A 26,218-nucleotide genomic window follows, 5' to 3' on the forward strand; every position below is an offset into this window, starting at 1 on the left:
AAAATCAATAAGACTTCGAATTTTATGCCGGTTATTCTTGTTCACACTTCTTATTTTTTATTTAGGGATACTATTTCTATCTTTGCACGATTAAGGTGTGGCTATTAGTCGGAGTATTTATCAATACAAGATAGTGGGATGGAAAAAGGAGTGTTACACAAGCAAATAAGAGACTTCTTTGTTCGTAATTTTGACGTTCGCCAGGAGAAGGAAGATGAACTCGAAACGGTTGAGTCTATAAGAAAAGGTATTGAGTTTAAAGGTACTAATCTTTGGGTTTTGATCTTTGCAACATTTGTCGCTTCGTTGGGTTTGAATACAAACTCTACGGCGGTGATTATCGGTGCGATGTTAATCTCTCCGCTGATGGGACCTATCATGGGGTTCGGTCTCGGATTGGGCATCTATGATTATGACCTGATCAAGCGGTCTTTCCGTAATTTTGCGACGGCAACGGTGTTCAGTGTGATCACTTCAACCCTATTCTTTTTGATCTCTCCGATCAGTGAGGCGCAAAGTGAATTGTTGGCGCGTACGCAGCCGACCGTCTATGACGTCCTGATCGCTTTCTTCGGTGGATTGGCCGGTATTGTTGCCAGTTCAACCAAAAGTAAAGGAAATGTGATTCCGGGTGTGGCTATCGCTACGGCGTTGATGCCACCGCTCTGTACGGCCGGTTTCGGATTGGCAAGCGGGAATCTTTATTATTTCTTCGGTGCTTTTTATCTCTATTTTATCAATACGGTGTTTATCAGTCTGGCGACTTTCCTGGTGGTCCGTGTACTGAAATATCCAAAGAAGATATTCCTGGATAAACAACGGGAAAAGGTGGTAACACGCTATGTCGGGGTGATTGTTTTTTTCACGATCGTACCGAGTCTTTTCCTGAGCTATAACCTGATCCGTACCAGTTATTTCAATGACCGGGTCGCTAATTTTGTGACGGAAGAACTGGCTTTTCCGAATACACAGATATTGAGTAAAACAGTGACGGATACGAGCGAGAAGAAAGAAGTGAAAGTCGTAATGATCGGTGAAAATGTGCCGGAACCCATGATCGAAATTGCCCGGACCCGGCTTCGCAAATATGGTTTGAAAGATGTCTCTCTGGTCGTCCAGCAAGGTTTCGGACAGGAAGCTACCGATATAAACGAACTGAAAAGCATGCTGATGCAGGATCTATATAAAAATAGTGAAGAGGTTCTTCGGGTACAATCCATACAGATCGATTCCTTGAAAAAGACGGTAGACCGGTATAAGAGTGCTTCGCGTATGACTTCGGAGTTGATCCCGGAGATGAAAGTTTTATTCCCGTCTGTTCTTGAAGCCTCTTGTTCGAATACCTATATTGTAAGTACTGACAGCATGAAACAGGACACAGTCATGTTGGTTTACCTAAAAAGCAAAGAGCGTATCAATGAAAAAGAACAGTTAAAGATCCGTGAGTGGCTCGGTGCACGCGTAAATGCGAAAAATATTAAATTACTAATAGAATAAAAAAGAATGAATTTTATGAAGAAGGTGTGGGCAGTTTTACTGCTTCTTGTTGCTGCAGGCCAGGTATATGCCGACGAGGGCATGTGGGTTCTGAAGGAACTTAACAAACAAAATCTGGCTCGAATCAAGGAATTGGGATTTGTCCCGTCCTATCAGCAACTCTACAGTGAAACCGACCCGTGTGTGGCCAATGCTGTTGTTATTTTCGGTGGCGGATGTACCGGTATTACCGTATCGGAAGAAGGATTGATCTTTACTAATCACCATTGTGGTTTCGGTTCTATCCAGCAGTTGAGTAGCGTTGAACATGATTATCTGAAAGACGGTTTCGTTTCTCAGAGTAAGGAAGAAGAGTTGCCCGTTCCGGGACTGAGCGTGCGCTACTTGCGTGAAACGGTTGACGTAAGCGACCGTATCAACGGTGAAATCGCCGGTATTGAAGAAGAATATCTGCGTTTGGCTGCTGCCGATTCTATCGGACAGGTCATCTGCGACTCGATCGGCAATACGGAATTCCAGGCTGCGGATGTAGTTCCTTTCTATAATAATAACAAGTATTTCCTGGTTGTTTACGATGTGTTCAACGACGTTCGTATGGTATTTGCTCCGCCCAGTTCAGTCGGAAAGTTCGGTGGTGACACGGATAACTGGATGTGGCCGCGTCATACAGGCGACTTTTCCGTATTTCGTGTGTATGCCGATGCTGATAACAAACCGGCGGAATACAGCAAAGACAACAAGCCTTACAGCCCTAAATATGTAGCAGAAGTTTCCCTTCAGGGATACCAGGATAAAGATTACGCGATGACAATTGGTTTCCCGGGCAGCACAGACCGTTATTTATCTTCCTGGGGTGTGAAACAGCGTATTGAAGACAGCAACAAGCCTCGTATCGAGGTACGCGGCATCAAACAAGCTATCTGGAAAGATGCTATGTCGGCAAGCGATGAAGTCCGTATCAAATATGCCTCCAAATATGCCGGTAGCTCTAACTACTGGAAGAATTCTATCGGTATGAACCGCGGTCTGGCTAATCTGAACGTGATAGAGCGTAAGAAGGAAGAGGAAGCTGCTTTTGCCGTCTGGGCCGGTCAGACACCTGAACGTAAAGCCAAATACGGCGAAGTGCTGAACCTGTTGGAAAAAGGATATACTTCGACGGATGAATACCGGAAAGTTTCCACTTATCTGTCAGAAGCATTTGTCAGCGGTACTGAAATTGTGCGCCTGGCGCGTATGGTACAGGGTGTGGATATAAACGGTTCTACTCCGGAAGAAATAGACATGGTCCTGAAAGATAAGATCCAGCCGTTCTTTAAAGATTACGATGCCTCCCTTGACCAAAAGGTATTGGCTGCCATGATGAAAGTGGTGAAAGAACGTGTTCCGGCTCAATATCTTCCGGATATCTATCAGAAAGTGGATAAGAAGTATAAAGGTGACTATGTAAAATATGCAGCAGACGTCTTTAAGAAGACTTCACTTCTGTCATACGACAAGATCGAGAAGATGCTGAAAGATCCGAAACTGTATGCGAAACTGAAAAAAGACCCGGCAGCCGAACTGAGTTTGTCCACGCTTATCTCTTTGTTCGAGTTGCAGCAGTTTATGGGTGATGCTCATTACGATATTGCCAAAGGCGAACGCCTGTATTTTGCCGGACTGAAGGAAATGTATCCGGAAAAGCCCCTTTCTTCGGATGCGAACTTCACGATGCGTTTAAGCTATGGTTCTATCGGAGGGTATCATCCGTATGATGCAGCCTGGTATGACTATTATTCAACGGAGAAAGGTATCCTGGAAAAAGAAAATCCGGAAGATGATGAGTTCTGGGTTCAACCGGAAATCCTGGACCTGATCCGCAGCAAGGACTTTGGCCAGTATGCCAACGAAAACGGACAGTTGCAGCTTTGCTTCCTGACAAACAATGATATTACCGGCGGTAACTCCGGTAGCCCTGTATTCGATAAGAATGCCCGTCTGATCGGTCTTGCTTTCGACGGAAACTGGGAAGCCATGAGCGGTGACATCGCTTTCGAACCGGACTTGCAGCGTTGTATTGCAGTAGATATCCGTTATGTACTTTATATGATCGACAAGTGGGGTAAATGCCCGCGACTGATCAAGGAATTGCAACTGGTCAGATAATATTGAAAGATCAACGTACTGAAAAAGCATGAAACTGTGCCAAAAGTCTTTGGCTGGTCTGTGATTGATAGGCCGGTTCCGGAAATAGACTTTTGGCACAGTTTTTTTTCTCTAATGCACTTCCAAAATGTTAAATAATGATTGTAATGACATAGTTTTTGAAGAACTATGGTATAAAATCGATGCAAATATAATGTAATTTTCTAATAAATTAATAATACACCCTTATTATTTTCACATATAGATTAAATTTTAACATAGAGATAGCCACTACCATAATGTCTGATTTACAATTACATACTATTAACGGAATACAATTAGATAACAAATGAAACAACCAAAAGTTTATTAACATTTATTTACTGTATTGAAAGTATAGAATAAGCGACAACGCTATTCTCAAAAAATGCATATAATGTTGAAACCAGTCGATTCAAAACACCTTTCTCGTTCAAAATTCCATCTGTTTTCGATGCTTGGAACGGAGTCAGAACGGACTCACAACGGAGTCAGAACGAAGGCAGAGTGGAGGAAACCGGGTCAAAACGGGTTCAGATAGGCTTTACACTGTTAAGGTATCAAAAAAAACAAGATCATCCATTGTTCATTTTATTTATGGTTATTTAGTATATATCCGCCGCAGAAGGGGTTGCTTAACACTTAGTTTGTATTTTATTCAAAAAGAAACATATGTGATCATTTCTGTCTTTTTGATAACTATTGTCACCATAGTTCTTCAAAGACAATGGTCTTTTTAATGAGTTTAAACAAACGAATAAAAAACCTACGAGTATTTCTCAATGCGATTAACTGTGGTCGAAGTTGTTGATATTAAAAGAGCTTGCGCTCTTCTATATATTTTTAATATGAAAAAACAGAATTGTTTAACTTTTAAATTTATTTTATGTTGACAAATTCGAAACTGGTTAAAGCTTTGGTTCTGGCAACCGTATTCGGTATGGGCGGAACTATCCATGCAGCCGTAATCCCTTCCTCCGAAGGAACTATGATTACACAGCAGAAAAACAAAGTTACAGGTAGTGTTGTAGACGAAATGGGACCTGTAGCCGGTGCTTCCATTTCTGTGAAAGGTACTTCAAACGGTACGATTACCGACCAGGATGGTCGCTTTGTTTTAGATGGAGTACAAAAAGGAGCGGTATTGGTTATTTCGTTTGTCGGAATGGCTACACAGCAGATTACTTGGGATGGACATAGTGCCGTGAATGTAAAACTACTGAGCGATACGCAGGATTTGGACGAGGTGGTTGTCGTTGCCTATGGTACGGCAAAGAAATCGTCGTTTACCGGTTCTGCCTCAATAGTCAAATCCGACCAGTTGGAAAAGATTTCAGGGGCCGGTTTTGCGGAAGCTTTGCAAGGTATGTCGGCCGGTGTGAATGTCTCTAATAATGAGGGTAACCCGGGGGGCGAAACGCGTATTCAGATTCGCGGTATAGCTTCCATGTCTGGAAAGTCGACACCTTTGTATGTGGTAGACGGTATGCCTTATGATGGTAAGTTGACTTCTATTTCGCCTTCGGATATAGAGTCGATGACGGTATTGAAAGATGCCGCGGCAGCTTCGTTGTATGGTTCGCGTGCAGCAAATGGGGTCGTGGTGATTACGACAAAGAAAGGCAAATCGGGTAAGCCTGTTATCAATTTCAGAGGAGCGTGGGGTACTTCCGATAATGCGGTGGCTAACCCTAAAAAGGCAGATCCTTACCAGCAAATGACCAATTTGTGGCGTGCCTTATATAATGATAAGTATTACGTGGAAGGGATGAGCAAGCAGGATGCAGGCGATTATGCGTCGGCAAACTTGTTGTCGCGTGCTGTAAATCCACGTGTAAATTCAAAAGGCGAAACGGTTTATGTAACCCCGTTCAAATGGACCGGCGATGCTTCGAATTATGTATTGCATGATGGAAATGGCAACTGTTGGGCTAATCCTAATTTGGAAATGGTTTGGGATGAAAGCGATTATGACTGGTACGGGGCTGTTTTCTCACGTAAGTTGCGCCAGGATTACGGGCTGGATGTCAGTGGTTCGAGCGATAACGGGAAAACAAACTATTATACTTCTATTTCTTATTTGAACGATAAAGGGTATGCTAATAACCAGTATTACAAGCGTTACTCATTCCGTGCGAGTGTGACTTCGCAAGTGATGGATTGGTTGCAGATGGGAGGAAACTTGGCCTATAGCTATTCTCGTCAGAACGTTTCAGGGGCAAACCGTGCGTTGGTTTATTCAAACACGTTGAATTCGCCTTGGTTAAGAAATGAAGACAATACGGATTGGTATCGTTCGGAGAAGACCGGTATGCGTATGAACGATTACGGTGTGAACAGTCGTAATTTCTTCGGAATCCATGTCTTAAACGGGGCCGGCGATTATTGGAATAACCCCAATGATGATAATTTCAGCAATAAAGAGGGAGGTATGTTGACGGCTCATTATTTTGCCGAATTTTCTTTGCCGTTCGATATTAAGTTTAAGACGAATGTGAATCTTGACGATATTCAGGAGAATGGCTACGGGTATAGCTCGGCCGTGCATGGTTCGGGGCAACAGAAGCCTTTTGGCGTGACGGTTATGACCAATGGTGGAGATGCCACACGTGAAAACTGGAAAACAACTTCTGTTACATGGAATAACTTGCTGACTTGGAATCGGTCTTTCGGCGAACATAATTTGGATGTATTGTTGGGGCATGAGTTATATTCTTATAACCAGCAATATAATTATGGTTATGGTGAGGGCATCATGCAAATGGGACAGTATGAACTGGAATCAACGACTGCAAACTGGAGCGTAAGTTCTTACCGTAATCGTTATTCTTTGTTGTCTGTTTTTGGCAAGATAGATTATAATTTCCAAAACAAATATTATTTGTCCGGTTCTATTCGTCGCGACGGCTCTTCACGCTTCAGTAAAGACAGTCGTTGGGGTAACTTCTTCTCCGTAGGTGCTTCTTGGAGAATTTCGAAGGAGAATTTTATGGAAGATATCGATTGGGTTGATAATTTGGCGTTACGTGGTAGTTATGGTACTTCCGGTAACGATAAGTTGGTGCCTCGTAATACAAGTAGCGGTACTGCAGGAGATGAAATTTTATATGCTTATCAAGCCTATTATACTTCTGCTGATTTTTATGGTGCTGCCGGATATAAGCCGCGTACGATTGCTACACCTAATTTGAAGTGGGAACGCAACGAACAGTATAATATAGCGTTAGATTTCAGTGTCTTAAGTCGTTTGAGCGGAACGATTGAGTATTATTCCCGTAGTTCGAAAGATTTGTTGTATTACAGGAATTTGCCGTTATCCGCACAGGTAGGTGATGCTGCCGGTTATAACACCAATATGGGAAATGTGCGTAACAGTGGTTTGGAATTGACACTGAGTGCAGTAGCCGTCAAGACCAACGATTTTCAGTGGAACATTGATTTTAATATGTCTACCTTGAAGAACGAGGTGACATATCTGCCGGGTGGCTCTTATACGTATGCGAACCGTGGTGCAACATATAAATTGGAAGAAGGACGTTCTTTATATGAATTTTATATGCCGAAACATGCCGGAGTAAATCCGGATAATGGTAACAGAGTCTATCTGATTAAAGACGATAATGGTGGTTGGAAAACTACGGAAAATTATTCAGACGTCACGATGGACGATTATCAATGGTGCGGCTCTGCGATACCGAAGGCATTCGGTTCTTTGACTAATACGTTTACATATAAGGGATTTGATCTTTCTTTTATGTGGTATGCTTCTTTGGGGTCGAAAATGTACGATTATGTATGGTTGGAACGTACTGCCGGTTTGGATGGAGTAGGCATGATTATGGATCAGGTGGAAAGCAGATGGGAAAAGCCGGGTGATGTGGCAGAATTCCCTCGTTTGTCTTCTGCGAATGCCTCTTTGAACGTAAAAAGAACGGATTTCTTTATTCATAATAATGATTTCTTGCGTTTGAGAAACCTCAATTTAGGATATACCTTACCGAAGGCTTTGACCAAAAAAGTCGGGGTTTCAAATGCCCGCGTATATATTTCAGGCGATAACCTGTTGACGTTTGGTCCTGCCGCAAAACGTCATTCGGAACCGGAAACAGGTGTTATGGGTAACAACTATAATGGTAATACCGAAACAGACAACGGTATCCAGGGGTCAAGACGAGTTTATATGTGTGGTATTCAGGTTTCATTTTAATAAGAGTTTGATATGAAAAGAATATATAAAAATATGAAGTTTGTTGCTGTTGCTCTGTTGGCTTTTTCTTTGAGTAATTGCAATGATGAATTGACAACAAATTCATCGACTGATATAGATGAGAATACGATTTTGGGAAGCACTACGGGGCTGAACATGGCTTTGAATTCGGCTTATAAATATTTGTTGATGGGTGAACAAGGTGGAAGTAGCCAGAACGATGCTTGTTATGCTGGCGTAACCGGTCTGTGCATGTATTACGATTTGCCTGGTGCGGATATTATGAGTACGAAGAACTATGGCGGTTCGGTAGAGGATAGCTATCGCTTGACGGAAGGACGTACACAGGCCGCAGGAGATTATTCTAAACGTATTTGGACGAATATGTATAAGATTATCAACCAGGCGAATATTATTATCGATGCACTTCCGGAGGCTTCGGGTGATGAATCGGAAAAGCCGGTTATTAAAGGACAGTGTTTGGCCATGCGTGGAATTTCTTATTTTAACCTGTTGTTAAATTATCAGCAGACTTATGCGATAGCCAAGGATAAAAGAGGAGTTATCTTGCGGACTTCTTCCAGCGAGCCTGATTCCAAAGGGTTCTCGACTGTGGAAGAATGTTATAAGCAAGTGCTTGATGACTTGACGGCAGCCAAAAGCTTGCTTGCTTCATATGACCGGGAGGAACAATGGAAACTTAATGTGGATGTGGTTTCCGGTTATTTGGCTCGTGTTTATCAGGTAATGGGTGATTGGGATAAAGCTTTGGCTGAGGCTAAAAGTGTTTATGACAAGTATAATACGTTGATGAGCAAAGAGGAATGGTGCAGCGGATTCGATAATTTGTTATCGGATGGTTGTAAAGAAGTTATTTGGGGGCTGAATTTTACTAATTTGTCGAATATTAGTTCGAATACTGAATTCAATTACTGGTATAATCAGGATCCGAGTTATGGAGAAGGTATGACAGACGGTCCGATTTATAGTTTTATCAATTTGTTTGTAGACGATAAATTCGTTCAATTGTTTGATGAAACAGATTTTCGTGGCAGTAAATGTACAAAGACCGAAAGCGTAACGGACGATGATGTTAAGTCGGTAATGTTCTGGCACCGTACAGCTAATGGAGACAAAGAGATTGCTGCTAAATGGGCTTACAATAAATTTAAATATTATGGAGATGCCAATGGTGCTCCGCAGGGACATACTTATCCGGAGTTTTCATTAATGCGTTCTGCTGAAATGTTATTGATTATGGCAGAAGCGGAAGCGAATCTCAATAATACGGCAAATGCATTAACTTATTTGAATACACTGCAGAGTGCACGTAACGTTGCGAAGCCTACAACTACAACGGCTAAAACAGAGTTGTTGGAAAGTATATATGTAGAACGCCGTAAAGAATTGTTGGGCGAAGGGGTGACTGGTATGTATGATTTGTTGCGTTTACAAAAACCTTTGTATCGCTATGGTGCAACAGCTTCAAATCCGGCCGGGCATTTTTCTTTAGGTATGACTTATTTGGATAACTATAATGCAGCAGATGCTGAACCTTATGGATATCTGCCGTCAAATGATTATCGTTTTCTTTGTCAGATTCCTCAGTTAGAGTTTACTAATAATGACGCAATAGATGCTTCAAAGGATCAGAATCCTTTCCGTGGACAATAATAATGTTGGAGTATGTTTTAAAAAGGAAGATGGGATAAATTAAATAACGTTTTCTATAACGGGGCTGGTTTTCATTTGAGACAGCCCCGTTTTTGTTTTTCTTTCTTTGCATCCTGACATCTGACCTGCGAGTCCGAAATTACCCAAGAATACCAGATGTACATTTTCTGACGTAACATAAGATATTTTGATTGTGGATGGATACGCACGGCCATATGGCGATCGTCCTCCTCTGTCATGATCAATTCCGGAACTATCGGGCGTAACCTGGATGATCTTGATTACGGAATCATTCGTTTGGTACGTACCGTCACGTTTCCTTTTAGACCGACGGCTTCGCCTGTCGTGCCGTTCAGCAGAACGCGCAGGTCACATCTCTCTTTTGCGGCAGGGAATTCAACGGTGAAGTCTTCTTGCTTATCTGTCGTTTTTGAACCGATCAGTTGACCGTTGAGCCAGATTTCGGCTTTTCCTGTCAGTTGTTTGAAGAGGATACTTCCGCCTTCTTCCCGATGAGCCTGGTAAGGATTGAATGTCGCACGTAAAATAACGAAATTGGCATTCTCCAGTTTGATCAGGTTGCCGCCTGAAACGGGTTGCCAACTGTTCATATCATTATCGGCTATCTGACGGGTGGCGTCGGGTTTCTCGGTGGAAAGGGGAGAAGCTACCCATCTATTCAGTAACATCGGTGGATTTTCTGCCGCAATGGAGGGGATAGGGGGTACCTGCTCAGCATTGATCGTGATCGTAGCCGGTTTTAATCCCGGAGTAGAGGCTGTCAGGGTGATTGGACCCGAACCTTCTTTGCTCTGTATGATGACCTGTGCCAGTCCGTAGAACAGACTACGTTTATTTCCCTTTTCCGGCTCGTGACAGTTCGGATTACCGTTTCCTACACCGATGATTTCGGCAGGGCCTGTCAGGGTGAGTTCCATCATGTTATTGGCTGTCGGTACGTGACGACCTTTGGAGTCTACAACCTCCACGGTTATCGGCATAGCGTCCCGGCCATCACCTGCCAGGCTGTTACGGTCAGGCGTCAGGCGAACCTGGACGGGGTCTTTAGTTGTCTCTACTTTGGTACGTGAGACGATCTTTCCGTTCTTGTAGCCGATGGCTTCCAGCTTGCCAGGTTTATAAGGAACAGACCAAGTATTCATTTCGTACGGATCTACCACTTGTTCGGATATTACTTTGCCGTTCAGTAATAACTTTACTTTATCTGCGTTGCTCAATGCCATTACTTTGATAGGCTTTCCGATGGAGTCGGCAGGCCAGTTCCAGTGAGGCACCAGTTCCAAGACATCTTTATCCTTTACCCATTGTGCCTGATGCAGGTAATAAGCCATTTTGGGGAATCCGCATAAATCCATGATACCGAAGAAAGAGCTGACTGTAGGCCAGCGATGCGGAGTCGGTTCGCCATGATAATCGAATCCGGTCCAGTAGAAGCACCCTGCCATCCAGGGGCGTTCAGCCACGGCTTTCCAGGCTCTGCGGTGGGTAGCTCCCCAGTCCGCACATTGTGTATCGTATGAATCCATCAGGTTTTTCGACCTGTCTGTTACATATTCACCCCGGATCATAAAGGCGGAACCATCTTCTGAACTGGTCAGAGGCAGGTCCGGGTTTTCTTCGTGGAAACGGTCGTAACTTTCGATCTGATAATTGAATCCTCCGACATCTACCGCCTGCGATACATTATATTCAGAGAAGAATCCTCCGTTCATCGCAGCTGTTATAGGGCGTGTCGGGTCCATCTTCTTCACTACGTCGTACATGCGGCGAACCATTTCAACCCCGTTTTCCGTGCCCTGCATCGGTTCTTCGTTGAAAACGGACCAGAGGATTACGCTCGGACAGTTACGGTCGCGGCGTACTTGCCACTCCAGTTGACGAACATATTCGGGTGAAGTGTTGAACAATCTGTTTTCATCCAGTACCATGATACCCATGCTGTCGCAAGCAGCCATAAATTCTTTGGCAACCGGATTATGAGCAACACGATAGGCATTGACTCCCATCTCTTTTAGTTTGCGCAGGCGGAATTCCCACAAAGCATCCGGAACGGCGACACCCACACCGGCATGATCCTGATGGTTACAAACGCCTTTTATCTTGATATTCTCTCCGTTCAGCCAGAAACCGGTGTTATTATCGAAACGGATCGTGCGGAAACCACATTTGGTTTCGGCTTCGTCCGTTACAATGCCGTTTTGCTTTACAACGGTTTTGACTGTATAAAGAGCGGGGCTGTCCGGTGACCAAAGTTGAGGGGTTGAAACTGTCATTGATAAGTTTGCGATCCCTTCTCCCAATGCTCCGACAGAGAGTTTCTGGGTTTGTGTCGTGATCGATTTGCCATCCGGGGCAAACAAAGAAACTTCTACTTCACTATTGGCAGGTAGTTTACCTGAGTTATATAAGGAAACCTCTACAGGTATTTCCCACTGGCTTTCGGTCTTCTTTACAGGATTGGCAAAGACACCATCTGTGATAATATGCAGCGGCGAGCGTTTTACCAGCCAGGTGTGGCGGTAAATTCCTGCTCCTTCATACCACCAGCCTTCCTGGGCTTCTGCATCTACACGTACGGCAATGGTATTCACATCGTCACCATATGTTGCATACGGCGTGATATCGATATACATGGATGTATAACCGCACCAGTTGCGATGCAGTACGGTTCCGTTAACCCAGATCGTGGCATGTGTGGCAATACCGTCGAACTGTAATTCCAGGTGCTTCCCTTTATCTTCGGGAGACAGTTTGAATTTACGGCGGTACCAGCCGAAACCGCGGTCGTAGTAACCCTGCGAAAGGTTGGCTTCCGGGTTTACCCGTCCTTCGATCGCCCAGTCATGGGGGATGTCTACGATACGCCAGGAGGAATCATCGTAGTTCGGGGAGGCGGCTCCACTCACGTATCCGGCTTTAGCGTTCCGGTAAGTCGCGTTATGTCCTTTAATGACCGGATAGGGGATATCTCCCTTATGAAAACTCCATCCTTTGTCCAGAGACAGAGTTTCCCGGACGGTTGCTTTTTCCTGTGCATACACCTGTAAAGAAAAACTGATACACAAAAGAAGTAGAAGACTTTTGAGTGTTGTCATAGCATTTATTATAGAATTATTTGAATATTGTTTCGATCACTTCACCTGTCCAGGATAAGGGTTGTTTAACCTTGAACAGGTGCAGGATGATAGCTGCTGTGTTCACCGTGTTATTGGTTTCCGTGATCTTGAATCTTTTCTTTATTCCTGGTCCGGCGATCCCCCAGGGGACGATCATTTCATCCGTACTCACTCCGCCATGTCCGTAGTTAATGCCGCCATGATCTGTCAGGAACATGAAGTGAGTATCTTTGTATAATCCTTCCTGTTTCATCTTCTCGATGAACTTTCCGATCTCTACATCGGCTTCCTCAATGGATTGTATGTATTCCGGAGACATCCATTTATGTTTGTGTCCGGCATGGTCGGTATGTACGGAATAGAGGAATACCAGTGTCGGGTTTTTCCGGTTCTCCATCAGAAAAGAAAGCGCTTTCTCGTAGTTCGGCACGTAGGCATCTTCTTCCAGGTAGCTGACTTCATCCAGATACTGTTTATTGTATGGGTAGAACAGGTTGATCCAATTGTAATAGAAAGCTGTTTTTGCCTGTGGAAGTGCCTCTTTCAACACTTTGAATACGGAAGGGTAATATCCTTTGCTATCTGTTTCAATCGCAGGTAATACGAATTTGGAGATTTCCCAGCTATTATCGACTACACCATGCTGTTCGGGGCCGCTTCCGCAAAGATGGCTGGTCCAGTTAGGCAATGTCACCGAAGGCATGACCACACGTGTATCCAGCGAGAGTGAACCTTCGGCCATCAAGGCATCCAGATTCGGAGTTTTTGCCTTCAGGTATCCGTCTACACAGATTCCGTCGAGTGATATTAAAACAATACGTTTTGCAGTAGGCGCATTTACTTTGGCAGTAACTGCCGATACAGGTTGGGTAATGGAGGCAGTTCCTAATGCGACAGCTCCCGCCAGTCCTTTTTTGAAGAAGTTTCTTCTTGAGTTTTTCATATTTTCCATGCTGTGTTTATAAGTATAAGTAAGAAGATCAGTCTTCAAAGGTAGTGGAAAATGTTATTTTGAAGACTGATTCTTTTCGTAAAAAGTACGCAAAGGTTTGCGCTTTCAGTAACTATTTATTCCATTTCCAGATTTCCCCTTTTTTCAAACCGTTTGCCTGCAAATAATTACCGTTATACCAGATACGGAATTTATTCCCCTGTAGCGATTTAACGGAAGCATCGACTATTTGTCCGTTTTCCCATTTTACCGCCACTTCAAATCCTCCCCGGGCTTTTAAGCCTGAGAATTCTCCTTTTTTCCAATCGGCAGGAAGGGAGGGAAGTAATTGAATGATATAACCTCCCTGATCGTACACATGACTCTGTAACAACATTTCGGCTATCCCTGCCGTTGTTCCGAAGTTAGCGTCGATCTGGAAAGGAGGACATATTGTGAAGAGGTTCGGGTTGATGCATTTCTTCATGACATCGTCCAGATTCTCTTTCGCTTTTTCGGCCTGATGCAAGCGGGCATATTGGCTGATGGCCCATGCCGAACTCCAACCGACATAGCCTCTGCGATGCTGGATGCGGTAGTCCAGCGATTTGTTGGCAGCCTCGATCAGGTCGGGAGTTTGCAGCATATTGATCTGCGATCCCGGATGGATGGCGAACAGGTGGGAGATATGACGGTGACCAGGTTCAACTTCAGGGAACTCGTCGGCCCATTCCATGATGCGTCCGTCAGAACCAATTTTCGTATCGGCCAAACGATCTTTTGCATCAGCAACCTGGCGTGTAAAATCATCGTCGATGGATAATTCGCTGGATATCATGGCGAAGTCGTCAAACAGTTGCCAGATAGTTTGCTGGTCGTGTGCCGGTCCCATGCTGATCTGGCTATGGCTGCCATCGGGAGCGACAAACGTATTTTCCGGAGAAACAGCAGGACCGGAAACTAGTTCTTTTGTTTTCGGGTTCTCTGTCAGCCAATCCATATAAAACTCGATAGCTCCTTTCAGTACAGGATATGTTTTGCGTAAAAAGTCTTTATCGCCTGTAAACCGATAGTGTTCACCGATATGTTGGCAAATCCATGCCGGAGCACCGGTGTGCATACCCCAGGAAGCTGCTTCGCCCGGAGAGGTATATCCCCATACGTTCGTGATAGGGTGTACTACCCAGCCCTTCTTATTGTATTGGATTTGTGCGGTCTTGCTCCCTGGTTCAACTAGCGAAGCAATCAGGTCGAACATTGGCAGATGCATTTCCGACAGGTTGGTTACTTCCGCAGGCCAGTAGTTCATTTCGATATTGACGTCGGTATGATAATCGCCGTTCCAGGCGGTCTGAAGCTTGTTTGCCCAGATACCTTGCAGGTTGGCGGGCATAGTACCCGGTCGCGACGACGAGATCAGGAGGTAACGGCCATATTGGAACATTTGTTCATATAGGTGAGGGTCTATCATGCCTTTTCGGGCATTCATAACCTTAATGTCGGTAGGGATCGTATCAGGCGTATTTGTCAGTTGCAGATTTGCTCTTTGGAAATAGCCGGTATATTCTTTTACATGTGTTTCATAAAGCTGATTGTAAGATTTGTTTATGGCTTTATTTAAAGAAACTTCGGTAATACTGCTGAAATCCCGTCCTTTGTAGATGGGATATTCCAGCTTATAATCTGTCGATGCGGTTAAAAACAGAAGAACTTCATCCGCATCTTTCACTGTCAAAGTAGAATCAGAATACGTGACGGAGCCATTCATCGGTACAGCTTTTAACCTTGTCATGTATTGAAGTCCGTCACCTCCTTTACCGTCCGAAAGTGCCCCGGCCATGATCAGTTGCTCGTTTTCCGTATAGGTAGAGTAACGTTCCGGCCGGTTCATCTGGCAAGTAAAAGAGAGTTGCTGCTTTTTATCCGCAGATATTCTCATGACCATGGACTGATCCGGGTGGCTGATAAAGATTTCACGTTTGAAATTTACATCTCCTTGTTTGTAGGAAACCCTGGCTGTCGCATCGTCCAGATTCAGTTCCCTGCGATAATCGGTGTAGGGCGATTTATTATCGAAGTCGATCCACAAGTCGCCCATCGTTTGATAACATCCGAAAGGGGCGTTGCTGCCTTGTCCGTGCCCGGAACCTTTTCCGGTACATATTTGTGTACGGTTTGTCAGGTCTGTGGCTTCTTTATATTTACCGTCAAACAATAGTTGTTTGATTTCTTCTATATGTTTGGCCGCTTCCAGATTGTCGCTATCCTGTATGCTTCCTGACCACATGGTCTCTTCATTTAGTTGGATACGTTCTTTGTGTACATCTCCAAAGACCATAGCACCGAGTGAACCGTTTCCTAAAGGTAAGGCTTTCAGCCACTCTGCATCATCGTCATATCCTTTATTTGGATTATCCGTGGCGGTTGCGTCGGCGGGAGTATTGTACCATAATGTTAATGGTACTTCTTTATGTTCCACGGAACAGGCGGTAAAACATAAAGAAAAGAGGCCTATAACAGAAACTATGCTTCTAATTTGTTTTTTCATGACTTATAAGTTCTTATAAATATAATCGGTGGAATTTCTTCACAGTCTTTAATATTACTTCTGTACGGAGAAAGTAAAATAAAGACTGTGTAAAATTAAGGAACAGACTTCTATTATAGTTGATAAAATGAGATGAATACTTTGCATAATTCGATATTATCAGGATAATGATAGTTGTTTTATTATTGTATAGAGTGCTAGTTGAAATTAAGCTGTATCCATCCGGCTACGTCTCCGTCTTCGGCGATATATGAATCCAGATATCTTGTCCTGTTGGAGTCGTAATTAAAGTAGAACTCATTACCTGCATCAGAATAATTGGCAACCAGGAAGGATATAGCATCGGGTAAAACCCAAGCTCTGGAATGTTGCTTTCCATTCGACTCGATTGTTACGACAACTTCGATTTTTGTTTTTTTTGGTGTATATTCAATGTTTTATTAAAATGGAACTTCTTCGAAATATTGTTGGAGATTTAGGAACAAAAGTAAAGAATTCTGTAAGTATCGCGAGGTATGGTGGTACTTACAGAATTCTTTTTACTTTGTTCTTTACGGGAGAGCAGTTATAGATATCTATGATTTATTGATTATTTAGTTCGAATCGATATTCCTGTTTTACCAGTATATCGGAAATAGTCGGAACGACACAATCTGCCGGAACGACATTTTTCTCGAAATAAATAGGAACATCAGCCGATTTCAGCCCGTCGATACGTATCACCATCGGATTGGTATCGATAGATTCTTTCAGGCGGCTTAAGCTGAGAATCCACTCTGTGCCATCATAGAAGGAGTCGCCGATCAGATTTCCGTTCAGGTAAGCGTTGGCTACATCTCCTTTATAAGAAATATACATACGTGTTTCCTCGTTGCCACAAGTCGCAGCCGGAGCTTTTACTTCATAAAGGCCTATATGTTCTTCAGGAGCAAAGGCGGAAGGCTTGTTCTTTCCGGTAGTTGTTGCAACAGGTTTGTTGTCTGCCGATAACCAGGTTGCATCTGTATTCCAGAGGATACGTTTACCATTCTTCAAAAGAACTTCTATTTCCGCAGTGATCTCTTTTCTATTAGAAAGATTAAATTCGATCGTATTGTTGCCGTTTTGAATGAAGTCGGTTACATTAGCATAGGAATAACTGCCCATAGATGTCGTTTTTGTTTCTTTTCCGTTGATCATACAACTGATTGGATCGGATGATACATAACGTAAATAGGCACGTTCTACTTTTGAGAATGTGTTCAAAGAGAACTGACGTTTTGCTATATTACCTTCTGTTGGACGTATCCACAGGCTTTTTTCCATCGGAGTGATCGGACGGAATTCTGCTTGCAGATTATGCGCGCTGCTTTGGAATGTTTGTTGCTTGAAATTACCGTCCTCATATGTCCATATCTCTGTTGACGGTTGATCGTCAATCAGAGTGATCTTATCGTTATCGTAGATTAATGAGGAATTAGTAATAGCAACAAACTTTTTACCTTTTATCGTACCTTTCCAGATATGATCCGATTCTTCTTCAGTCAGCGTGACAAAGCGTACTGTGGAACCATTTTCTTTTGTAATCTTTATGATACATTCTTTCCCCGGGGTCAGTTGGTTGACGAAATACCTGTCTTTCTCTTTCCGGTAAGAGCCATTCTTTACTTCGATATTCCGGATGTCTTTATTTTCAATTAAATATTCTCCCGGTATGGCATCGTCTTCAAAGAAGAAATAGGTATGGTTGTTGCCTTCTTTTAAGGAACAAACAGGTTGGGTTGTTGAATATTTCAACAGTACATTACTTAGTTCCTGATTGAACGGCCAGAGAAAGTAAGTTCCGTTTTTCACCGTTACTTTCTGGCGTGGTATACGGATAGTCTCGTCTTTCAGCTTTATGGAGAACTGGACATTTTTATAGTCTTTCCGGCTATGTTTGTATAAATAATTGGAACAGAATAGATAACCGGTATTCCCGTTTAACCGGACGGCCCATTGCAAGTTGTCTCTATCCTGGTTAGTGGTAGGCAGGTAAGCGACAGCCGGAGCCAGCGCTGTTCCGAAATCATTCATGAAATAGTTATATTTCTTCGTTTCCTGCATGACTGTACCCAAAGTTCCGAATTCACGGATGGGGGCCTGGTAGTCGTAACTGATGCGAGGACCGGATGATTGGTATGTACTTATTTTCCCGACAGGATTAGTACCACCGGTGTACATATAATATCCCATCATATTGGCTCCGCACCCCAAGCGTAGATTGATGTTTTCTCCCGCCATTTCTTCCGGTACGACGGCACGACGTTGGTAGAATGCTGTGGTTCCAACGCCTATTTCACAGGTGAAGAAAGGGGAGTCATTATTTTCTCCGCTTAAAGATTCTACATCTCCTTCGATCTTGATAATATCGGTACCAATATTGTCAGAAAGACGGTTGTAAGTGAAAAACTCAAAGTTGGATGTCGGTATTTCATCCTTTCCAGATGCAGTCCATGGAGCCTCGATATAGAACCCGGCATAGGGCACGATTTCCCCTTTCGGATACTCGCTGTCCATCCAGTGGGTCATCGAATAAAGAGGAACATCGAATCCTATTTCTACTGCCATCTTTTTCAGGTTGAGAAGATGCGAGACGATCATTCCCGGGCGTACGTATTCGTTTTCCAGTTGAAGAGCCATGACGGGGCCTCCGTCTTTCCATAATAATCCTTTTACCTGGTCGTATACAGCCTGATACCAACGCCGTGTATATTCGAGATACAAAGGATCGTTTGAGCGGGTTATCAGATTTTTATTATTGACGATCCAGTCAGGTAATCCTCCGTTTTTGATTTCCGCATTACAGTAAGGACCGAAACGCAAGTGCACTTTCATGTCCAGTTCCTTGCACAATTCGATAAAACGGCGGAGATTGAGATGACCTTCCCAGGATAGTTCACCTTCAAATTCCTCGTGCAGCGACCAGATACAATAAGTGGCCACAATGTCAATGCCGGATGCTTTCATTTTCAATAAGGCATCGCGCCAGTATCTCGAATCCATCCGGTTATAATGAATTTCTCCCATTACGGGGAGTTGAGGAATGCCACCTTCTTCCAGATACAGGTTATTAATGCGGATTTCTTTTCCAACTGGGCCGAAATGGCCCAGTTGGAGGTATTTCACAGTGGGAGGAGTTACTTTACCCAAATCTATTTTGTACTGGGCAAAGATACTTCCCGCGGCAAAGAGTAGCGCAGATAATAGAATTTCTTTTCTCATTTATAAGTCGTATTTTTATGTGCGTACTACTTATTTAAGTCAGTGATCCTGATCGTCCAGTTAGCATCGTCCCCGTTTCCTGCCGTTACTTTATATACAAATTCCTTTGCGGAAAAGTCTGACGGGAAAATCCCCATTGCGGGAGCATTACCTACCGGGCTAATGCGGGCGGAGGTCGATGCGTCAACGTTGATCGCTAATGTACTTAATGAAACCTGATTTCTGATTTCAGTTGTAAATGTCTGTGTGGCTTCAGGCACTTTGATCGTACAAACGATTTCTTTTGCTTTATTATCAATCGTTTTCTCCGTAGTCATTTCCATTACACGCAGTCTTTGACCACTTTCATCCCACCATCTGTATTCGAAACGGACATTTGTGATGTCATTCTGGTTGTACGTTTCCAGATCATCCAAACCGGCTTTCAGACAAGATGTGTTCAGCGCAATCAATAAAAGTAGAACTAAATAATTATACAGTGCTTTCATTTTCTTGTTATTTTTATAAGACATTTATAATCGGTTACCAACCTTCGTTTTGATCGAGAGACGGGTTGTTTACTCTTTCGCCTTCCGGAACAGGGAACAAATATCTTTTCTTTGTAAAGACACGTTCGTTGAAAGAAGTTTGGTAAGGCAAAGGTATGATTTCAAAACTTTTTCCGTCTTCGGAAATACTGATAGAATGATGTACTTTTGTCAACTCTTCCACTTTGTCTTTTCCATCGGCTTTTCCCCATCGTAATAAACTCCAGTACCTGTCACCTTCATGCACAAGGTCGATGCGACGTTCGCGTTTATAGGCTTTCCAGGCCGCATCAGAAGAGAGATTCAATGGCAACTCAGGCATTCCGCCGTGCACGGTACGGGTTTTATTGATATATTCGATTGCCGTGCTGATATTGCCTTGACGCAACATTACTTCCGCATAATTCAGATAAGAACGTCCCAGGCGCAGAACTATATAATGATAGTAAGTCGGATCTGAATTTAATAGCGGTTTTGCCGTATATACACCTTTGCGGTAAAGATAGCCGCTCAGGGCCATTCCCCAATCGCCACCTGCTTTACTGTCCCAATGCATATTCCCTTTGGTACGCATAGTTACGAGGCTGTTGAAATATCGGCTCGAATCCTGCACGACAGTCGCATAGAAGCGATTGTCACGGTTCTGATAAATGGCAGTTGAGACATAGCCACCGTTCTGTTGATAAGCCTTATAGAAACTGCTTTGATCCCAGTCTTTGGCCGTTCCGTCTACATCTTTGACTTCGTAGTCGTTGACCAAATCGACAGAAGGGAACATTCCGATCCAACCTTCAAAGCTATCATTTAGTTTAGGGTTAGCGATGTCTTTCAGTTTATCGTTGTTAACGTTTGGAACAAGATACTGCATCCATGTATCTCCGAATTTTGTGTTGTTCTCATGTCTGAACTGTGCCAGGATAATTTCTTTGGAACTTAACGCATAATCGAATTCGTTGAACATCTTCTCGTAATCGGTATCCAGACTATATTGTCCGAGAGCGAAAAGGTCTTCGCTGGCTTTCTTTGCAATGTTATAGTATTCATCCTGTCCCGATTCGATATAGGCAGCGCCGTGAAGTGCTACTTCTGCCATTAGTGCATAGGCTGCCCCTTGAGTCAGCATACCAGTTTCAGAGCTTTTTATGGAAACAGGTAGGTTGACGACTGCATCCTGCAAATCTTTTAGAATAAAATCGTAGGTATCTTTGATCGTCTCCGTTCTAGGTAATTCCATCTTTTCCTCCGGATCGAGTACGCGGTCTACAATCATCAGTTTCCCGAATAAACGGGCACGGCTGAAATAAATCATGGCACGTTGCATTTTGGCCTGTGCGATCAGATAACTTTTTTCCTGTTCCAAAAAGGAAGTGTTTTCTTCCATTTTCTGAAGCAGAAGATTGCATTTTCGGATGTTTGCATAAACTTCCCCAGCTTTTTTACTATCTCCACCTGGATAAGGATTCCATCCTACATCGTAGTAGCGGTCGATCTGTTCTTTATTCACATTGGAAGCGCCTCCATCATCCTGGATAACATCATTATCTGTCCATTTATCATTCCAGACTAATTGTCCGGTAGCATAACTCAGCGAAGGATATAAGAAAGCCTGTGCCAGTTCTGCACTTTCCCATACATCATTTTCCGAAAATTTGTCTAACGGGCCTTTATCCAGAACGTCGCTGCAAGCTGTACATCCCATTACCAATGCCAATGATATTGTTTTGATACTTATATTTTTCATATTATTAAAATTCAATTGTTATACCATTATTAAAATCCGACTGTTACACCAACTGAATAAACACGTTGTACCGGGTACCCCCCGTTCGTAGAAGTCGTTTCCGGATCGAAATAGTCTGAAACTCCCGATATTGTGAATAGGTTGGCCCGGTTACATTCACTTTACACATGCTGAGCCAGTTGGCATTTTTCAACAACTTATATTTGAAGTCGTAAGCAAGTGATAAGTTCTTTAAACGCAAGAAAGATGCATTCTTTACCCAAAAGCTGGATTTTTCCTGGTTGTTTCCTCCGTTTACACTTGAGGATAATGATTTTCTCGGGAAGGTTGCATCTCTGTTGTCCTCTCTCCAGTAATCTAACTGATATTCGTTTTTCACGTGGACAGATTCGTCTTTTTTGTTATTGACCCCAAACTCCATATTGCGTTTACCTGTCCCATAAAACAGACCGGAAAGAGAAAATCCTTTATAAGAGAAGGCAAAATCCACACCATAGGTAAAATGAGGAGCGGTAGGCATTCCGTAACGGACTTGATCTTCGGCATCGATTTTACCATCGCCATTAAGATCCTGATAAACAATGTCACCTAACTTTGTTTCAGAAGAAGACAATCTGCGGGGGACGCCCAACACTTGTTCCGGGGATTGATACAAACCATTGTCGATAAGTATGACATCATAATAGTCTGTTTGATGTGTGCTACGTTTATACGGATTCATTAGGGTAGACAGAGCTTCTTCCTGCTTTACCACATACAGATTGTTATAATAGGTCATGTTTGTTCCGACTTCATAATGGAAATCCGAACCGATATTGTCACCCCATCTCATAGACAACTCAAAACCTTCACGACGATGTTCATTCTTCGATTTGATCTGTGGCAACTTTGTTCCCAGCGGAGTAGTGTAACGGTCTGCCGGACTTACCAAACCACCTTTGGTCACATAATAGAAATAGTCGGCAGAACCTTTTAAACGATAGTTGAAGAATGCAACATCAATACCATAGTTTAACGAATTACGTGTATACCAACTTAGTAATTCGGGAGAAGTCAATTCGCCTTCATTAAATCCGGATAGCAAATTTCCACCGATACAAATTGAATTTTCGACCATGTTATAAGTTGACAAATAACCGAACTTGTTTACTCCTGATTCTGTTCCCATTTGTCCGTAGGATCCGCGTAGCTTTAGCAGGTCAATGTTTCCCCGATTCCAGCTTTTGAAGAAAGGTTCTTCTGTAATATCCCATCCCAGTGCGACAGACGGAAAGAATCCCCAGCGATGTCCCGGAGCAAAGTTATCCGAACCGTCGTAGCGGAAGCTACCTTCGATATAATAACGGTTTGCATAATCATATTTCAAACGTCCGACCAATCCCATTCGTCCGCCTTCTTCCGAGTTTCCTGCATTTTGCATGGTCGTACTGGAACCGGCAAACAGCTGATCGACGGTGGTTGAAAGATAATCTCTGCGTGAAGCCCAGAAATTATGACCGGTGTTTTCTGCGGCAGTGAAAACGAATTTAGCATCGATTGAATGAACATCGGCAAACGTCCGTAAGAATGCAGCGCTTAGTTCGAACTGATAAGATTCGCCGAAATAAGCCTCTTCTTTTAATGAAGGTTTTGTTACATCTAATAATGTTCCATCTTTGCCATATTGAGGCGCACGAGCCGAAAGTTTTTTTAAATGGCTAGAATTTACGCGATAGTAAAGCATGGTACCGAGTGACAACCCTTTTACCCAGGGTAATGCCCAGTCTGCAACAAATTGAGTATTCAGATACATTCCGTCGTTTTTATCATATCCGGAACGTTCGTCCATTTCCATCAGCGGATTGTCTGATACCGTACTTAAAGTTCCGTCTTCATTATAAGCTAGATCCAGCGGTGATTTCGCATTCAGGTGATCCCAGATAGAATTAGCGGCAAATGAAGGATATTTTTTCTTCTCCATGGCTGCATTAATGTTTAGAGATACTTTTAGTCCGATCTCATCAAAGGTGGTGTTCACATTACTGCGGAGATTGTATCTTGAATAATTCAGGGCATCAGAGGTATATAAACTACCCTGGTCGAATAAGCCTAAAGACAGGTAATAGTTTATATCTTTCTGATTGCCTGTCATAGACAAAGAATGTCTGTATTCCGGAGCGAAATTGTTTAATCCCAAAGAATACCAATCCGTATTCGGGTATAAGTATGGGTCAGATTGGTTTCTGATAGCATCCATTTCCTCTTTACTGAATTGATGGTATTCACCATATCCGTCCGAGATTGCTGCCTGGTTTTGAACGTCTGCATAGGTATAAGAATCCAGTTTTTTCGGTAAGACGGTCGGCTGACTATACTGTGCGTTGAAAGAGTAGACAATAGATCTTTTCCCCTTACGGCCCTCTTTTGTTTTAACCAAAACAATACCATCTGCTGCCCGTGAGCCGTAAACAGCCAGTGAAGCTGCATCTTTTAAAATGGAGATACTCTCTATATCCTCGGAATTTAAAGTTTTGAACTCCCAGTCTGTGGTAATTATGCCGTCGATAACATATAGCGGATCGCCGCCACCACGGATGGATATTTTAGGTTCGCTACCCGGTTCCCCTCCCTGGTTCTGAACGATAACACCTGAGGCCCGTCCTTGTAGGGTGGATGCAACGTTCGGGAATGGCAGGTCTTGCAGTTTTTCGCCTTTTACAGCTGTAACGGCAGAGACCATTTTCTTAGCCGAAGTGGTTCCGTAACCAATTACGACAACTTCATCCAATGTCTCGCTATCTTCTTTTAACTGGATAGAAAGATCAGACCTGTTTCCAACAGCGATTTCTTGCGTCAGATAACCTATATAAGAAATTGTCAGGGTTGCGTTTTCCGGAATCTCCAGATTGAAACGACCGTCTATGTCTGTGACATTACCGATAGTGGTTCCTTTTACTACGACATTGGCTCCGATAACAGGAGTGCCGGTCGCATCTTTAACGGTTCCTGATATTTTTCTCTTATTCTGATTGATCGAACCTTTTTCCGCTTTCCTCAGGGAAATATATCCTTCGTTAAAATTATATTTGATTGGACTGTTGTCGAAAGCCTCTTCCAATACCTGTGAGACGGGCTTATTCTTTGCATTGACCTGAATTTGTTCCTGCAGGTCGATCTCTTTTTCGCTGTACATGAAAAGATAATCGGTCTGCCTTTCTATCTCATTGATAAATTCTTTGAGTGGCAGATTATTCCTGCTGATGCTCACTTTTGCATTTTGCGAATGCAAAGAGGTTGCACTAAGCTGGAAAATTGCAATTAACGTGAGAACTGTTGTTATTTTCATAATACGAATTGTATGCTTTAATTCAATATAATTGACACAATTGAACAATAGCAATAAGTTTTTTTTCATAACTTTGCTCATAGCTTTAAAAGTTAATACTGTTTTTGAATGTTTGTGGAATACATGAAAGAAGGAAGGTATTGACTTGGGGTGAGTGCTGGTAACACTTGCCCCTTTTTTATACCATTCCTGTGTAATGATCTGGCTTTACTTCATAGGCATTCTATTTTTAGGTGAATATGTTGTATTTAATATATTTCGATCTCTTCGTTATTGATTATCTTATACTGGAAATGATGCACCCCTTGTAACGCTTTCAGGATCCTTTCAATTTCATCACTCTGGCGGAACTTACCAGATACATACTGGTCGATCCGGGCAGATGATTTCACATCGAATTTTACGTTATACCATAACGTGAGATAATCCAGTATTTCCGAGAATTTCTTGTTGCTGAAATAGAATATTCCGCTTTTCAGATATTCTTCGTTGTTGAATGAAGCGGCTGTTTTTATCAGATTCCCATTCGACAAGGATACCATCTCGTTGGGTTTCAGTATAATGTTTTCCTCCGGCTTACTGTTGTTTGTGACTTGTACACTCCCTTTCACCAGATTTGTTTCAAACCGTTCGCTTTCTGAATAAGCAAATACATTGAAGCGGGTTCCGAGTACCTTTATATCGTAACGTTGTGTTTTTACGATAAAAGGGCGTTTGGAATCTTTTGTTACCGAGAAAAATCCTTCACCATCCAGTTCAACCGAACGTTCATCCTTGCTGAATTCATTCGGTATTTTGATAACGGAGCGGGGGCTTAACCAGGCTTCCGTACCGTCTTGCAGGGTCATAAAGATACGTTGACCTTTAGGGACTTCTATCTTTGTATAGAGCGGTGCTTTTTCTTCCGGAATGAATTTGTCGGTAAGCAGCCAGATGTTAATCAGTAAGATGGCTACGACAGCGGCATATTTTGCCAGATTGAGATAAAGCCGGCGAGCCTGTTTCCGGTTGATGCGACTTCCCAGTTCTTCTATTTTGAGTGAAGCCCATTTATCGTCTCCATTCTGTTCTCCCAGCTTTGAAATAGTTACCGTATTTTGCATACGGATAAATTCAGCTTTCTTTTCCGGACTGGATTCTATCTGGTCGAAGAGATCTTTCTTTTCTGTGTCTGAAAGTTCCCCAAGGAAATATTTATCTAGTTGTTCGTTCATGATACTTT

Annotated in this window: 11 protein-coding genes and 1 pseudogene; 4 read left to right on the forward strand and 8 right to left on the reverse strand. The window is 43.0% G+C overall.

Annotation, left to right across the window (positions count from 1 at the left end; all coding sequences use genetic code 11):
* The first annotated feature begins 138 nt into the window (after positions 1-138).
* The 4 genes from C825_RS02310 (at position 139) to C825_RS02325 (ending at position 9,544) form a co-directional block, all read left to right on the forward strand.
* Positions 139-1,497: a TIGR00341 family protein gene (locus C825_RS02310; RefSeq protein WP_010801257.1), complete on the forward strand. Its 1,359-nt coding sequence runs from the start codon at positions 139-141 to the stop codon at positions 1,495-1,497.
* Positions 1,498-1,512: 15 nt separating this feature from the next.
* The gene (dpp7, locus tag C825_RS02315; protein WP_010801258.1) at positions 1,513-3,645 is read left to right on the forward strand and encodes a dipeptidyl-peptidase Dpp7; all 2,133 of its coding nucleotides are present in this window, start codon (positions 1,513-1,515) and stop codon (positions 3,643-3,645) included.
* 904 nt (positions 3,646-4,549) lie between these two features.
* Positions 4,550-7,870 carry a SusC/RagA family TonB-linked outer membrane protein gene (locus C825_RS02320; RefSeq protein WP_010801259.1) on the forward strand — a complete coding sequence of 1,107 codons (3,321 nt, stop codon included), beginning with the start codon at positions 4,550-4,552 and terminating at the stop codon, positions 7,868-7,870.
* Positions 7,871-7,882: 12 nt separating this feature from the next.
* Positions 7,883-9,544: a RagB/SusD family nutrient uptake outer membrane protein gene (locus C825_RS02325; protein ID WP_010801260.1), complete on the forward strand. Its 1,662-nt coding sequence runs from the start codon at positions 7,883-7,885 to the stop codon at positions 9,542-9,544.
* 281 nt (positions 9,545-9,825) lie between these two features.
* Here the strand turns inward: C825_RS02325 and galA are convergent, their stop codons facing one another.
* The 8 genes and pseudogenes from galA to C825_RS02365 all read right to left on the reverse strand — a co-directional run bounded on the left by galA (position 9,826) and on the right by C825_RS02365 (position 26,210).
* Positions 9,826-12,660, reverse strand: a complete 2,835-nt coding sequence (galA, locus tag C825_RS02330) for a beta-galactosidase GalA (RefSeq protein ID WP_010801261.1) — start codon at positions 12,658-12,660, stop codon at positions 9,826-9,828.
* 16 nt (positions 12,661-12,676) lie between these two features.
* Complete coding sequence (locus C825_RS02335) at positions 12,677-13,624, reverse strand: alkaline phosphatase family protein (protein ID WP_010801262.1); 948 nt, start codon at positions 13,622-13,624, stop codon at positions 12,677-12,679.
* Positions 13,625-13,745: 121 nt separating this feature from the next.
* Positions 13,746-16,160, reverse strand: coding sequence for a glycoside hydrolase family 95 protein (locus tag C825_RS02340; RefSeq protein WP_010801263.1), 2,415 nt, complete (start codon positions 16,158-16,160; stop codon positions 13,746-13,748).
* Positions 16,161-16,742: 582 nt separating this feature from the next.
* A complete protein-coding gene (locus C825_RS02345) occupies positions 16,743-19,403 on the reverse strand; it encodes a beta-galactosidase (protein WP_010801264.1) in 2,661 nt (886 codons plus the stop codon).
* Between the two features lie 26 nt (positions 19,404-19,429).
* Positions 19,430-19,891 carry a DUF5018-related domain-containing protein gene (locus tag C825_RS02350; RefSeq protein WP_010801265.1) on the reverse strand — a complete coding sequence of 154 codons (462 nt, stop codon included), beginning with the start codon at positions 19,889-19,891 and terminating at the stop codon, positions 19,430-19,432.
* A 34-nt stretch (positions 19,892-19,925) separates the two neighbouring features.
* Positions 19,926-21,671: a RagB/SusD family nutrient uptake outer membrane protein gene (locus C825_RS02355; protein WP_010801266.1), complete on the reverse strand. Its 1,746-nt coding sequence runs from the start codon at positions 21,669-21,671 to the stop codon at positions 19,926-19,928.
* 29 nt (positions 21,672-21,700) lie between these two features.
* Positions 21,701-25,077: pseudogene (locus C825_RS02360) on the reverse strand (SusC/RagA family TonB-linked outer membrane protein).
* A 167-nt stretch (positions 25,078-25,244) separates the two neighbouring features.
* Positions 25,245-26,210: a FecR family protein gene (locus tag C825_RS02365; protein ID WP_010801268.1), complete on the reverse strand. Its 966-nt coding sequence runs from the start codon at positions 26,208-26,210 to the stop codon at positions 25,245-25,247.
* Positions 26,211-26,218: the final 8 nt, after the last annotated feature.

This window comes from Parabacteroides sp. ASF519 (assembly GCF_000364265.2).
GTDB lineage: Bacteria > Bacteroidota > Bacteroidia > Bacteroidales > Tannerellaceae > Parabacteroides > Parabacteroides goldsteinii.

What these genes read in the sequence shown, in the direction of transcription:
- C825_RS02310 (WP_010801257.1), top strand. Translation starts at nt 139, where the DNA reads ATGGAAAAAGGAGTGTTACACAAGCAAATAAGAGACTTCTTTGTTCGT.
- dpp7 (WP_010801258.1), top strand. Translation starts at nt 1,513, where the DNA reads ATGAAGAAGGTGTGGGCAGTTTTACTGCTTCTTGTTGCTGCAGGCCAG.
- C825_RS02320 (WP_010801259.1), top strand. Translation starts at nt 4,550, where the DNA reads ATGTTGACAAATTCGAAACTGGTTAAAGCTTTGGTTCTGGCAACCGTA.
- C825_RS02325 (WP_010801260.1), top strand. Translation starts at nt 7,883, where the DNA reads ATGAAAAGAATATATAAAAATATGAAGTTTGTTGCTGTTGCTCTGTTG.
- galA (WP_010801261.1), bottom strand. Translation starts at nt 12,660, where the DNA reads ATGACAACACTCAAAAGTCTTCTACTTCTTTTGTGTATCAGTTTTTCT.
- C825_RS02335 (WP_010801262.1), bottom strand. Translation starts at nt 13,624, where the DNA reads ATGAAAAACTCAAGAAGAAACTTCTTCAAAAAAGGACTGGCGGGAGCT.
- C825_RS02340 (WP_010801263.1), bottom strand. Translation starts at nt 16,160, where the DNA reads ATGAAAAAACAAATTAGAAGCATAGTTTCTGTTATAGGCCTCTTTTCT.
- C825_RS02345 (WP_010801264.1), bottom strand. Translation starts at nt 19,403, where the DNA reads ATGAGAAAAGAAATTCTATTATCTGCGCTACTCTTTGCCGCGGGAAGT.
- C825_RS02350 (WP_010801265.1), bottom strand. Translation starts at nt 19,891, where the DNA reads ATGAAAGCACTGTATAATTATTTAGTTCTACTTTTATTGATTGCGCTG.
- C825_RS02355 (WP_010801266.1), bottom strand. Translation starts at nt 21,671, where the DNA reads ATGAAAAATATAAGTATCAAAACAATATCATTGGCATTGGTAATGGGA.
- C825_RS02365 (WP_010801268.1), bottom strand. Translation starts at nt 26,210, where the DNA reads ATGAACGAACAACTAGATAAATATTTCCTTGGGGAACTTTCAGACACA.